The sequence below is a fragment of the Arcicella sp. BE140 genome, from assembly GCF_031456255.1.
Classification (GTDB): Bacteria; Bacteroidota; Bacteroidia; order Cytophagales; family Spirosomataceae; genus Arcicella; species Arcicella aquatica.
In genome coordinates, this window is the sequence record NZ_JAVDUE010000019.1 from 47321 (window position 1) to 60557 (window position 13237).

Consider the following 13237-nt stretch of genomic DNA (forward strand, 5'->3'; position numbering starts at 1 on the left):
TTAACGGTAGCGCCATGAGTGGCAATACCTTTGCAAGAGCATATCAAACTCAATTAAGATGTTACATACAACAAATAATACTTCGGACAATCGACCCGAAAAATCCATCTTCGAAAGGGATAAGTCAGGCGAGGTAATTTCACTAGACGACCCCGACTATCTAGCACTCTTTAAGGTTATTCAAAAGGCAATTCGAACTACTGCCAAACTGAATACGGTTGTTACAGATAATCTGCAAGAGATTAATGCTATCTTCAGCGAGCTGATTGGCAAAAAGGTAGATGAAACCTTTTTTATTATCCCTCCATTTTATACCGACTTTGGCGAGAATATTACCATTGGCAAAAACGTATTTGTCAATCATGCCTGCACCTTTATGGATAGAGGTGGCATTACCCTTGAAGACAACGTATTGATTGGCCCCAAGGTAAACCTCATCACGACCAATCATCCCATAAATCCTGCTGAAAGAAGAGCAACAATTTCAAAGCCCATATTGATTAAGAAAGGGGCTTGGATTGGTGTAGGAGCAACTATTTTACCAGGAGTAACCATTGGCGAAAATTCTATAGTTGCTGCTGGAGCAGTGGTTTCTAAAGATGTTCCCGATAATGTAATTGTGGGGGGGATTCCTGCTAAAATACTAAAGACCATTTAACCTACAGTAATTTAAAAGAATGAAAAGATACTTGCGCATACAATGATGTTCCTGACAATAGCAGGGCAATTGTTCAGTCAAAACAACGTAAATACAACGAAAATGAATACAGCACCCAATCATTATACTTTTCAGTTAAGCGATAAAGTAACCCGACAAAAAGTACGTTTTAAAAATCGTTATGGTATCACGCTGGTAGGGGATTTATATCTTCCCAAAAATCAGCATCTATTACTTTCAGCACTGGCCATTAGCGGACCTTTTGGGGCAGTAAAAGAACAATCTTCTGGATTGTATGCCCAAACAATGGCCGAACGTGGTTTCGCAACCTTGGCTTTTGACCCTTCTTATACAGGCGAAAGCAGTGGTGAACCTCGAAATGTAGCCTCGCCTGATATAAATACGGAGGATTTTAGTGCTGCGGTTGACTTTTTAGGCTTACAAAAAAATATAGACAGAAACAAGATTGGTATTATTGGTATCTGCGGTTTTGCAGGTTTTGCCTTAAATGCCACCGCCATTGATAAGCGAATTAAAGCTGTGGCTACAACAAGTATGTATGATATGACACGGGTGATGTCGAGAGGGTATAATGATGTAGTAACCGCAGAACAGCGCACCCAAAATCTGGAACATTTAGCACAACAGCGATGGAAAGATGCAGAGAACCAATCGTTTGCACCTTCTTCTAACAATTTACCTGAGAAACTAACAGGTAACGAGCCTCAGTTTGTAAAAGAGTATTTCGATTATTACAAAACTCCTCGAGGGTTTCATGTACGTTCTATTAATTCAAATGCGTCGTGGACGGCTACTAATCCCTTGTCGTTTATGAATATGCCCATCCTGACATACATTAAAGAAATTTCACCGAGACCAATGCTTGTGATTGCGGGAGAAAATGCACATTCTAGGTATTTTAGTGAAGATGCCTACAAAGCAGCAGTCGAGCCCAAAGAGCTAATGATAATACCTGATGCTGTTCACGTTGATTTATATGATAGAATGGATAAAATTCCGTTTGATAAGCTAGTAACGTTTTTTAACAGTAGTTTGAAGTAGATTATTTCATTGTGCGGTTAATGCCGTTGTTGGTGTTTGTTCACCAACAACATTGGCGACAGCAACGCATTTCACTCGGTTTGTTGGTGGAATAACACCAACAAAGGCAAAAAAAACCGCTCATACAATTTGCAAAAGCGGTTTTTTATGTGGAGACGGAGAGATTCGAACTCTCGTCCAGACAAGGAACTCGATAGCTTTCTTCACGTTTAGTCTTGATTATTTTTTCGAGATAGGCAGGGTTCAAGCCGGACCTTAATCTATCCTTATCCTCTCTGTACTAAATGTTTGCTTAGAGAAATCACAACATTCGACTCTGCGTTTCGACACCCCGTATCCCAGCGGCAGAGTTTAGCCGAGTGGGGTGTGGCGAATAGCTCCAACTCCGTTGATAACTATCCAAAACGAAATCCCTTAAGGATTAAGCTGCCATGGCATACTGAGTATTGCCGGTTGTTTTTCGGACTAATTTTTAACAGGAGATCAGACCAACTCCCGACGTGCTTACCACCGACCTGCACAAGCTGTCAATACCGGTCGCCCCCATTTGTTCAATAAACATCAAATGAAAAATAATTGTTTCATTCTTTGGGACTGCGAAGTTAATATAATTTTTGAAGAATTTGGTAAAAATATTTACCCGCAGATGAATGGAGATAAAATTCGCTGATTTGCGGAGAAAAATACAGGAAAAAGAATCAGCGAAAATCAGCGAAAAAAATCAGCGTTTATCTGCGGGTATTAAAAATTACCCATAGCTTATCTTAAATCCGCACACTAATTCCCCCAAATAAAAATCTTCCTGCAGCAGGTTCAAAATAACGATTGGCTGTAGCATTAATTTGAACATTGGCATTGTAAACGGTATTGCTTAGATTATTCACTCCCACAAAAGGTTCAAGAACGAAATGACCAATTGACTTGCGATAGCCTAACCTTACATTGGCAGTAAAATAGCCATCATTCGTTACTGTATTGGCATCATCGGCAAAGATTTTACTGATGCTTCTTAACTGCACTATCGTGAAAAATCCTGATTTGGTAAAGTACCTGAACTCTGCATAAATATTATGTTTCGGAATGCCGGGCAAGGTATTTCCATCAAATTTCCCTGCGGTAGTCTGGTATTCTTTATAGGCAAAAGCCGAATATGTATAATTCAGATAGGCTGTTAAGCCTGCTACTATTTTATAGGTTATACCCGCTTCTATGCCTTTTCGATTAGATAATCCTGCATTTCTAAAAAATGTTCTACCTGCTTGTCCTGCTAGTTGGTAAGGTACTATTTCGTCTTGTACTTCAATGGTAAACAACGCTAAATCTACCCTTAGTTTTTTGTTCAAAATGCCTTTATAACCTACCTCGAAATTTCTTGATTTTTGCGGACTTAACTCAGGATTAAAACCTCCCGTAGCCTGTGGATTATTGGATAGTTCGTTTAAAGAGGGCGTTTCAAAACTGCTGGAAATATTGGTATAAATGGATTGGTTGGCACTAGGGGAAAATGAAAACCCAAGCATAGGACTAAATCGCTGAAAAGATTGTGTAGCCGACTGGTCGCCATCGCTTTGGAATTTATCCGAAACCTTTAATTGAATATCATCAAAGCGGGTGTTCAATGAGAGTCTGAATTTAGGGCTGAACGTATATTCCTGTAAAATAAAGGCTCCGATGTTTCTAAACTCTTCAATTTGGTCTAACCTTAGTGTACTTCTTTCTCCTTTTTTGTTATCATATCGCTGACGATTATCTTGCTGATTTTCAAGATCAATTCCTGCTTTTAGCCGGTATTTTTTATCAGTAAATTGATAGTTAAACCCTCCGCCTGAAAAATCTCTTTTAAAGACGATTTGTCCACTCGCTTCAAAGGCCTGTTGATTACTAAAATCTCTATTCAAGTAAAATCCTCGAGCACTAATTTGATGTTTCTCGCCAATTTTTTGGTCATAAATCAAGGCAAATTTCGCTTGTTTAAAAGTCTCATAAGCGTTGTAATCCAAATTGGTCTGGCGAGCTTGCTGTCTGTTTTTATCAATCTCTGCTAGCGTCAATCCTCCTGGGTCTTCTGCTTTGGGGCTATCTACATAGCTCATTAAAACAGTCAGGTTTATATTGTCTGAAAATTTATAAATCAATTTCCCATTCAAGAAATTACGTTCTAAGGAACTATGGTCACGGTAACCCGTACTCGTTAGCCTAGAGGCATTTACAAAATAGGTTACCTTTCCAATTTCTTGCCCCGTTTTGAATTGTAGCCGCTGAAAACCAAAAGAGCCAAAAGTGCTTTGAGCCTCCGCAAAAAACTGTTTAGGGGTTTCAGAAAACAAACTGATAACGCCCCCCGAAGCATTACCATACAATCCTGCTGTGGGACCTTTAATTACCTCTACACGTTCCATCAAGCCCATATCTAAATTACCGACTTTGGCAGTGCCGTCGGGAATAGATTCTGGAATACCGTCCATCACGACCTTCAATCCACGAATACCAAAGGAAGCCCTAGCGCCAAAACCACGAATAGAAATGCGTAAATCCTGAGCAAAGTTTTCGGAGTTCATCGCAAAAACCCCAGGCACAGCCCCGAGGGCATCAAACATTGAAAGCTTGGATTGCCCTGTTTGTAAACGTGCTTGGTCAATAACGGTAACGGCCAGCGGGGTTTGAATATCTTTTCCTACAAAGCGTGACGAACTGATAATTACGGGCTGGAGTTCAGTAACTTTCAAACTAGAGTCTGTCTGAGCCCGTAAAGTAAATGTATTAAGAAAAAGGATTATCGGTAAAAATCTTTTCATGACGGAGTTTTTCAGAAAGATAACGCAAAAAGCCTAATACTTTGGTAGGATTTGAGGGTAAATAATAGCCTCAAAACAGACGCTTGTTCTTAAGGTTACCATTTATTGTATCTTTGTTTTCTCAAAAGGTAACTGTAAACCTCACCGTTATGTTTGCTAATTAGTATTCTAATAATTTCTATTTGACTGATTAGGAATTATACGAGGGACGTATATATGGATGGTAAATTGAATATTATTGTATAAAAATGGATATTATAGCATTGAACGAAGGCATTTATGCCGTTAATAAACAAAAGCAATTTACGAAGATTACCCAAGAAAATGCTGGGCAGATAGATGCTAAAAGTTTAAAAATGGCAGTATGTCCGTTTTTGGTGATTACCAATAACGATGTTATTCTGCTAGATGCTGGCTTGGGGTTTTGGCAGGACAATCAGCCACAAATTATCTATCTGATAAAGCAGGCGGGGTATGATGCCCACCAAATTACCAAAGTATTGCTTTCGCATTTGCACAAAGACCATCTTGAAGGCATTGGATATTTTGAAGGCGATGTTTTTATACAAAACTTTCCAGATGCTACCATTTATCTTCAGAAAGAAGAATTGGAATATGCTTTAACCCAACCTGATAACCCTTCTTTTAATCAAGCTATTTTAGCGCAATTAGCGTTACTCCCTAATTTACATTTTTTAGACAGCCACAAGGGGCTTATAGATAACTATATTTTGTATGAAGTAACGGGTGGGCATTCGCCCTATCATCAAGTATTTTGGATTCAGGAAGCATCAGACGAAGCCTCGGACATTGTTTTTTATGGTTCAGACGACCTACCACAGGAGAATTATCTCAAATTTCACCTCGCATATAAAAGTGACTTTGACGGTAAAAAAGCGAAAGAATTAAGGCAACATTGGGAAGAGCAAGCCAAAGAAAAGCATTGGTCAGTATTGCTTTATCATGATATTGAAAATAATATTTTGAAGTTTTAAAGTGTATTTCCTTTTCTATTAGCAGGTGACTTAAGTCCTACTGATTACCCACATCTTTTAAAAATTTAAAATGAGGATATAATTATTGAAAAATTGGTTAAAATGTGCTTAAATCGCCTTTCAAACCGAGCTTTGGTCGCCTAATGTCACAGTCTGACTACCTGAAACTCTTATTCCTAGCGAGGGACTTAAGTCCCTCGCTAGGAATAAATGCCTTGATTATCAGTTATTTATATACTTGTGGGTAATCGATAGGACTTAAGTCACCTGCTAATAGAAAGGAATTTTCGCCTTTGTTGGTGTTTTTACGGGGTCGCCTAGACCAACAAATTCAAGCGTCAGCAATACTTCAAAGAAACAATAAAATCAAACTATGAAGTTGATAAGCTACTGATGCTTAAGTTGTTGACAAAAAACACTAACAAAGACTAAGGATAAAACTTATAAAGTCATGCCATGAATAATTTTAGAAATCAACTAATCTTTAAAGCATTAGCATACGATTCCTCAGGCATTGATGTTGGGAAAAATACTTTAAGTCCCTCGTTAGTTTGTTCAAACTTTAATGCTTGCTTGGTCGATAATAATACTACCTGATTAATTTTTGAGGAACGATACGGGCTATTTGCTCCAAGACTTTTAATAAGCACTTCTCCTGTCGTTGGCCATCCCATTACCGTAGCAAATAGGTTTTCACCCTTCACTACAAAGCGAATATCCTTATCAGTAAACGGCTTGCCTTTGCCTTCATTAAAACCCTGAGCACTTAATGCCGCCGCTCCTTCTTGTGCAGGGCCTTCGCCAAAGATTTTCCAAGGGCGTGTACCATAGATACTTTCTCCGTTCGCTCTCATCCATATGCCTACGTCCTCCACTACTTTACGTTCTAACTCATCAATAGAACCATCTCCACGCAAAGGAATATTAAGCATAAGGTTACCATTTTTACTGACTACATCAATCAATGTATGGATAACCGTTTTGGCAGTTTTATAGCCCTTGCGGTCGTAAAGTTCACGATTATAGTGCCAGTCGCCAATACAAGTATCGGTTTGCCACGTAAATGGTTCGATATTGTTGCTTTGCCCTCTTTCTATGTCCCAGATGATGGCCTTACGCTGATTTTCATCCAAGATTTTACCATTAATTACTCCTGTCAGTTTACCCTTATCTTTAATACTTTTATTATATAAGTGAGCAGTAATTCGTAAGCCAACATCACTAATAGGCCACATTGGCAATTGTGAATCATCAAAATAGACAAGGTCTGGACTGTATTTATTGATTAAATCTATCGTTCTGTTATAAAACTTCTCGATATAAGCTTGGGTAGGAACAGCGACACCATTACCCCAATTCCATTGTCTGTGTATCATGCCATTGTCCAGACTATTTTCGCTCAATGGATGGTTTTGTGCATAGAGTTCCTGTGGGTCTAACCCTTCCCACCATTTTCCCTTGCCATCCTGCTTAGTAAGTTTACCGTCGTAAGGTACACCAGCATAAGGCCCGTTTTTATCAGCCCTTTGGGCAGTTTCAAACCAACTCCAAGCATGGGCGGCGTGTACGCTTACTCCGAAGGGCAAACCATTTTTCTTGGCTGCTTTTGCCCAGCCACCAATGATATCTTTCTTGGGACCTACCTTAGTAGAATTCCAGTTTTTCTGATATTTGCTATTATATAGGTCAAGGTTATCGTGGTGATTCGCCAAAGCCATAAAATACTGCGCACCACAGTTTTTATAAAGCGACACCAATTCTTCAGGATTCCACTGCTCGGCTTTCCAAACATTGATAACGTCTTTGAATCCGAAAACCGAAGGGTGACCATATTTTTCAAGATGGTACTTATATTTTCGGTTACCTTCCATGTACATTTCTCTAGCATACCAATCGCCTGCTTCTGGCTGACATTGCGGCCCCCAGTGTGCCCACATTCCAAATTTTGCATCACGGAACCAATCGGGTGTTTGGTAACTTTGAAGAGATTCCCACGTAGGTTTAAATGGACCAGAAATGATAGGTTCTAACCCTTTGTGGTTTTCAGCGAAAGGCAAGATATTGTTAGCAAAGCTTTTGGATGCCAAAAGACTAGGTATCCCTAAGGCAAAACCTTGGAGAAGTTTTCTTCGATTCATGTTAAACGTTTTTTCGGTTTAATCTTGTTTTACTTGACACCTACAAATTTATCAGCTACGAATTGTTATTTTTTTGCATAAATTTGACAGATTTTTGCACAATTCCGACTATTGTTTTTCAAAACCTTATAGGGTATGACATACCTTTGTGTGTAAAGCCATCCAATTATTCACATTCTTGAAGGCAAGATAAGCATATAAACATATCGGGTAGCCGATTCATCATTAAGAAGCTGTTTAAGCTTTCCGTTTCTGAGGTTAAAGTATTGTATTTTTGAATTGATTTTTTCAAAATTTGCGAAGCATAGCATCGCTACGTTGAGAAAATTTTGGAACAAGCTATTCTAAAAGACTTAGTTTAACCCGAAAGGGAAAGTTTAAACAGCTTCTAAATCTAAAGTGTATAAGCGAAGATGTTAATTAGAAACTATTTTTCTTTACTAAATGTAGACTATGTTAAACTAGATGCTAGCTGGAACTTTAATAATGTAATTAGTCCCTATTATCGTTTATATTATATCGATGGGGGAGAGGGTACGATTTCAAACGCTGAGACCACTATTCACTTAAAAGCGGGACATCTATACCTTATCCCTAGTTTTACATTATGTAACCTTACTTGTAACAATTTTCTGAGCCAATATTTTATCCAATTTTTTGAAGAATCCCCAGATGGCTTGTCGCTCTTTACGCATTCCAGAACAGTGATGGAGCTAGAGGTAACTGCGACAGATATTGCTAATTTTCATCGGATTCTAACCATTAATCCCGGACGAGGCATCAACAGATCCGACAACCCGAAGGTGTATGAAAAGGATATTTTCTATAAGGAATATCAGCAATTGAACAACCTACAAAGCATTTCAATTCGCTATGAAACCCAAGGAATTTTGTTTCAATTGATTGCACGATTCCTTGCTCCGCCTGCTTTCAAATACAATCAAATAGATGTTACTCCGTCAGTGGTAATGGATGCTATCAGCTATATTCAACTAAATATCAATCAACCGCTTACTGTCAGTCATCTAGCCAATCGTGCCAATTTGAACGTAGATTATTTTTCAAGAATATTTCATCAGAGTTTGGGTAAAAGCCCTATCAAGTATATTCTTGAAAAACGCATTGAACGGGCACAATACCTTATCACTACGACCAATAAACAAATGAGCGATATTGCGTTGGATACAGGCTTTGATAACCTACAATATTTCTCAAGGATTTTTAAAAGAATTACAGGACTGACACCCGGAGAATATAGAAATCAGAGTTGGAGAATGGGGTTTTTGTAGATTTAGACTAGAGGACGGAAGACACAAGACTCTAGACACAAGACTTTAGACGGAAGGCACAAGATTTTAGTTGTGCTAATCTAAAAATCTCTGTAAATCAGCGTATCAAATCAGCGAAAATCTGTGGGTTAAAAAGATGTGAGATTTGAAAGTATCAAGCAAAGCGTCACTAGTACTCAGCTACGAACATCTACTCGCTATTCGAAATGCCCTTCGGAACATTTCGAATAGCAAAGTTGCATTCTAAGAATACCTGACGCAGTACGCAAGCAGGTGTATTTATTATTAATAAAACCCAAGATTAATTTTTATACTTTCTGAGTAACTTCTTCCAGAAGTAATATTTGTGTTTTTAGTATCATTTAAGGTAATGATGTATTTACTGTTGAAATATTTCTGGGCTTCTTTGATATAATCTTTGTTAAGAATTATTCCTCTATGAATGCGTAAAAAATTATCTGGCAGTTTGTTTTCTAAGCTTGCAATAGTTTCTGTACTTAAAAATGTTCCTAGTTCCGAATGGATGGCTGTGTAATTACTATCAGCTTCAAAAAAAGATACATCTTCCAGTTTTATAAAAATAATTTTATCGTTTTTTTTAACCGTGATAGAAGTCATTTTTTTATGTTCTTTTCTATTGGTAATCTCTTTTAAAACTCTTAAAATTTCATCGGAAGAACTTTTGATATGAAAACTTTTTAATTTCTGAACGGTTTTTTCAATACGTTCTAATTTAACAGGTTTAACTAAATAATCGATACTGTTGGTTTCAAAAGCCTCTAAAGAATATTGGTCGTAGGCCGTACAAAAAATAACCATTGGAATAGTTTTTAAACGTGCTAATAATTCAAAACCAGTACAGCCAGGCATTTCAATGTCTAAAAAAATAATATCAGGATTTAATGCTTCTATTTTTTGTTGTGCTTCCGTTCCGTTTTGTGCTGTGCCAACTACATCAAAAGTTTCAGGGAATTCTTTTAGTAAATTTTGCAAGCCTAATCTGGCAGGTGCTTCATCGTCAATAATGATGGTAGAATAGCGTTTGTTCATATTATATAGATTCAGGAATTGTAATAATAATCATTTTTTCGGGTGTATTTGTCCAATTTAAAGTGGCTTTGTCTCCATAGGTTAATCGTAATAAATCAAAAACCGTTTGTAAACCATGACCGCTTAATAAACCTTCTGGAAAGCCAGGACCATTATCACTTACCGAAATTTTAATCTCATTTTGTTCTTTCGCAATTTTTAAATCAATTCTACCCATACCTTCATTTCTTGAAATACCGTGCTTGACAGCATTCTCCACTAATGGCTGTATTAAAAATAAAGGTATTTCATGGTTTTCTAAATCTTTATCTACTGCTACAGTAAATTGCAAACGCTCACCAAAACGAATTTTCTCTATGTCTAAATAGGTTTTCACCATTTCAATTTCATCATGAACAGTACTCGTTTTTTTATCTTTTCGGTTGATGGAGTATTTAAACAAATCTGATAATGAATGAGCCATTTTTTGGGTTTTCTGGGCATCTATTGGTGCTAAACTGGCAATGGAGTTTAAAGAATTGTACAGGAAATGGGGATTTATTTGGGATTGTAACGATTTTAATTCTGCTTTCGCTTTTAGTTCTCTTAGGTTAGCTAACTTAGTTTCATTTTCTATCATTAAATTTCTTTCTTTAAAAAGAAAGTAGCCTATTAATGCTCTGAGCGATGCAATTGCCATTAAAAATAAAAATACTTGAGATAAAGCTAAATAATTTTGTTGGTATTTACCAAATAAGTAATTTTCTTGGTCACTAAGTGCATTGTTAAAGATAAAAAAGAAAATTAAAAAACATCCAAAAGGTAAAAATCCCGTTGATAAAAAGATTAATCCAGTCTTAGCAAATAAGTTCTTTACTGTTTTTTGAATTTTCAACTCAATAAAACGAAACAAATAAAGAAAAGGGAATAAAATTGCCAGCAATAAAGAGGTGGATAAGATTGAGTCTTTTATGATAATACGCGTATATTGGTATTCAACTGGTATTGTTAAAAAATCATACAAATAATTATATAATACAATTATTATATCTGCGAATAGCAAGGCTATAGCGGCTACAATACCAAACTGAAGCCAATCTTTCTTGATTTTAATATTGATTGATTTATTAATTTTATGAATAAAAAACAGCCCTAATAATACTAAAATTAGCGCAGGTAAAAATATAATAGCTACTGGGTTTTTTACCCACCATAAAGAACCGTCTCTACGTAAAATTCTACCCTCTTCTATCTTTTTTATGACACTATCTTTAAATTGATTTTGTGCTTTTGCCAGTTTTTCTTCGAAACCTTTTTTATAGACTTCTTCAATGATTGCCTTGTCTTCATCATTCAAAGGGATTTTACTATTTGATAATGCAATCATTAGATTAAAGATGCTGTTTCTTTTTTCTTCTATGAGTGGATAGGCAAAAGTTCCTCCAACTAATGCTTTGGCTATACGTGATTCCAAAGATTTTCTAATATCTAAATCTGTATCTCCTTCATCTATTTTATAAATATAAAGCTCGCAACTTGAATAACCTTGACCTTGATAACCAAAACGGCTTGTTGTGTAACTATTACCTTCTTTTAGAACAGTATCTAAAAATTTAATTTTAAAATTTGGTTTCTCTGATTTTGAAAATTGGATTGAAATAGTTTCTGTCAAAGCATCTAATTTCTTTAAAATATTACCGATAGTTATCGAATCTTCTGCTGTGTAATTCCCTTCTAAACTAACATAGATATCGGTGTCCCATTTTGTTATTTGTTGATAATCATTATTCATTTCAACAATCTCTTTCCAAGGTTTTGTAGGAAGTTTTTCATGGTCTTGAGAAAAACAAGTCGTTCCCAAAATAAGGAAGACTAATAAGTAGCGTAATTTTTTCATGGTAGTAAATTTAAATGTTTATACCACAAAAGAACTATAATAGTTGTTTGGCAAAAACAAGTTTCTTGTAAACTGCAAAATAGAGATGTAAACTGCATTTAAACCCAAAAACGCCACAAAGAAAAAACTTTGTGGCGTTTTTGGGTTTAAATGGTAACCAAAAGGGCTTGTCGATGTGTTGGATTTTTAGCAAAACTATTTTAATTGCTTTAATGTTAACTTTCTTACTTCACTAAAAAACACTTAGACCAGCGGGGGAAAAACTAAAATTAGTTACTCACATTTATATGCAAATGTTGAATTATTTGATGATGTCCCAGTCATTAACCTTCTTTTCAATTTATCACCATCAGACTCATAAGTAAAATTAAAAGTTGAACCTAAATACCCTCCTGAATTATACCTTTTAAGAGTTTTAATGAGATTTTTTGATTTTTTTCCCAAATTATAAATAAACCAAATATCTTCAGAGAAAAAACCAAAGTTACGTTCATCAAGAAAATTGAATACTATAGGTGATTTTTGAAAATTAGGTTGCTCCAAATTAATTTTATCTGTATAATATTCCATCTCATAACTTAATTCTGGCGTATTAACAAAATCTGTTCTTTTGGATGTAATTTTTATAGGATTTCCTGAATCGTAAGTTACGTCATATTGAAAAACACCTGATATGAATTTAATCAAATATCCATCACTGTTATATTGAAAACTGTAGCTCCTCGACTCTTTACTATAAACATCAAAAGTAGATAAATTGGCAACCTGTGAAGCACTATTTAAAGTCCAAGTAGATTTCACATATTCAGAGTAGTTGTAAGGAGTAGAATTTACTGTTATTTTATTGCCCGAATAAATGACTGTATCTTTCTCTAATTTAAATGTTCCTTGCATCCTAATTATACCTGAAATCTTTCCTTGTTTATCATAATTTATAGTTGCAGTTATATCTTTAGCTTCATCTTTAACTGATGTAACATAACAAGAATTTGCAGGGTCTACCTCTTTTTTACAACTGAATAGCAATACAAAAAAGACAGGTAGTAAATGTTTTTTGTTCATAATTCTTAATGTTTAATTTATAGTGTTTTCGTATAGAAATTAATATTAATCCTTGGAAATTTATCAAATCACTTCCTAAGTCTCCTTCAGTCCTTCCTCTAAACAATTAAATTGATAGGAATAAGACACTTACTGGTTCAAGCTTGTGGCTTGAACTTTTAAATTATTTACTTTTCAAAAGAAATACTTCATATAAAGAGAAGTGATGCTTTGCTTAATGCTTTCCTGTTAGTCCGCATCTAAGATGCTGGACTGTAGTCATTGTGGTTTTATAAACCACAAAGCAAGAGGTTACAAACTTGCTACTTCTTA

The 13237-nt window shown here is 35.9% G+C and carries 9 protein-coding genes and 1 other RNA gene; 4 read left to right on the forward strand and 6 right to left on the reverse strand.

Features of this window, described 5'->3' with window-relative positions; all coding sequences use genetic code 11:
* Nucleotides 1-58 precede the first annotated feature (58 nt).
* Together J2Y60_RS21070 and J2Y60_RS21075 are read left to right on the forward strand one after the other, a co-directional pair.
* Nucleotides 59-658: a sugar O-acetyltransferase gene (locus J2Y60_RS21070; RefSeq protein ID WP_309923413.1), complete on the forward strand. Its 600-nt coding sequence runs from the start codon at nucleotides 59-61 to the stop codon at nucleotides 656-658.
* 102 nt (nucleotides 659-760) lie between these two features.
* Nucleotides 761-1720, forward strand: coding sequence for an alpha/beta hydrolase (locus tag J2Y60_RS21075; protein ID WP_309923415.1), 960 nt, complete (start codon nucleotides 761-763; stop codon nucleotides 1718-1720).
* Between the two features lie 147 nt (nucleotides 1721-1867).
* Here the strand turns inward: J2Y60_RS21075 and ssrA are convergent.
* Nucleotides 1868-2265: a transfer-messenger RNA gene (gene ssrA / locus J2Y60_RS21080) on the reverse strand.
* A 219-nt stretch (nucleotides 2266-2484) separates the two neighbouring features.
* Nucleotides 2485-4515, reverse strand: coding sequence for a TonB-dependent receptor (locus J2Y60_RS21085; protein ID WP_309923417.1), 2031 nt, complete (start codon nucleotides 4513-4515; stop codon nucleotides 2485-2487).
* A gap of 248 nt (nucleotides 4516-4763) precedes the next feature.
* Between J2Y60_RS21085 and J2Y60_RS21090 the strand changes: the two genes are divergently transcribed.
* Nucleotides 4764-5510, forward strand: a complete 747-nt coding sequence (locus J2Y60_RS21090) for an MBL fold metallo-hydrolase (protein WP_309923419.1) — start codon at nucleotides 4764-4766, stop codon at nucleotides 5508-5510.
* Nucleotides 5511-5983: 473 nt separating this feature from the next.
* Here J2Y60_RS21090 and J2Y60_RS21095 read toward each other — a convergent pair whose 3' ends face one another.
* Complete coding sequence (locus tag J2Y60_RS21095; protein ID WP_309923421.1) at nucleotides 5984-7648, reverse strand: alpha-L-fucosidase; 1665 nt, start codon at nucleotides 7646-7648, stop codon at nucleotides 5984-5986.
* Between the two features lie 413 nt (nucleotides 7649-8061).
* Here J2Y60_RS21095 and J2Y60_RS21100 point away from each other — a divergent pair, with 413 nt between their 5' ends.
* Complete coding sequence (locus J2Y60_RS21100; protein ID WP_309923423.1) at nucleotides 8062-8937, forward strand: AraC family transcriptional regulator; 876 nt, start codon at nucleotides 8062-8064, stop codon at nucleotides 8935-8937.
* 285 nt (nucleotides 8938-9222) lie between these two features.
* Here the strand turns inward: J2Y60_RS21100 and J2Y60_RS21105 are convergent, their stop codons facing one another.
* The 3 genes from J2Y60_RS21105 to J2Y60_RS21115 form a co-directional block, all read right to left on the reverse strand.
* Nucleotides 9223-9987 carry a LytTR family DNA-binding domain-containing protein gene (locus J2Y60_RS21105; protein ID WP_309923426.1) on the reverse strand — a complete coding sequence of 255 codons (765 nt, stop codon included), beginning with the start codon at nucleotides 9985-9987 and terminating at the stop codon, nucleotides 9223-9225.
* A gap of 1 nt (nucleotide 9988) precedes the next feature.
* The gene (locus J2Y60_RS21110) at nucleotides 9989-11863 is read right to left on the reverse strand and encodes a histidine kinase (RefSeq protein ID WP_309923428.1); all 1875 of its coding nucleotides are present in this window, start codon (nucleotides 11861-11863) and stop codon (nucleotides 9989-9991) included.
* 273 nt (nucleotides 11864-12136) lie between these two features.
* Complete coding sequence (locus tag J2Y60_RS21115; RefSeq protein WP_309923430.1) at nucleotides 12137-12925, reverse strand: DUF4595 domain-containing protein; 789 nt, start codon at nucleotides 12923-12925, stop codon at nucleotides 12137-12139.
* Nucleotides 12926-13237 lie beyond the last annotated feature (312 nt).

Coding starts and splice junctions, on each gene's coding strand:
- J2Y60_RS21070 (WP_309923413.1), top strand. CDS start 59: ATGTTACATACAACAAATAATACTTCGGACAATCGACCCGAAAAATCC.
- J2Y60_RS21100 (WP_309923423.1), top strand. CDS start 8,062: ATGTTAATTAGAAACTATTTTTCTTTACTAAATGTAGACTATGTTAAA.
- J2Y60_RS21110 (WP_309923428.1), bottom strand. CDS start 11,863: ATGAAAAAATTACGCTACTTATTAGTCTTCCTTATTTTGGGAACGACT.
- J2Y60_RS21090 (WP_309923419.1), top strand. CDS start 4,764: ATGGATATTATAGCATTGAACGAAGGCATTTATGCCGTTAATAAACAA.
- J2Y60_RS21075 (WP_309923415.1), top strand. CDS start 761: ATGAATACAGCACCCAATCATTATACTTTTCAGTTAAGCGATAAAGTA.
- J2Y60_RS21115 (WP_309923430.1), bottom strand. CDS start 12,925: ATGAACAAAAAACATTTACTACCTGTCTTTTTTGTATTGCTATTCAGT.
- J2Y60_RS21085 (WP_309923417.1), bottom strand. CDS start 4,515: ATGAAAAGATTTTTACCGATAATCCTTTTTCTTAATACATTTACTTTA.
- J2Y60_RS21105 (WP_309923426.1), bottom strand. CDS start 9,987: ATGAACAAACGCTATTCTACCATCATTATTGACGATGAAGCACCTGCC.
- J2Y60_RS21095 (WP_309923421.1), bottom strand. CDS start 7,648: ATGAATCGAAGAAAACTTCTCCAAGGTTTTGCCTTAGGGATACCTAGT.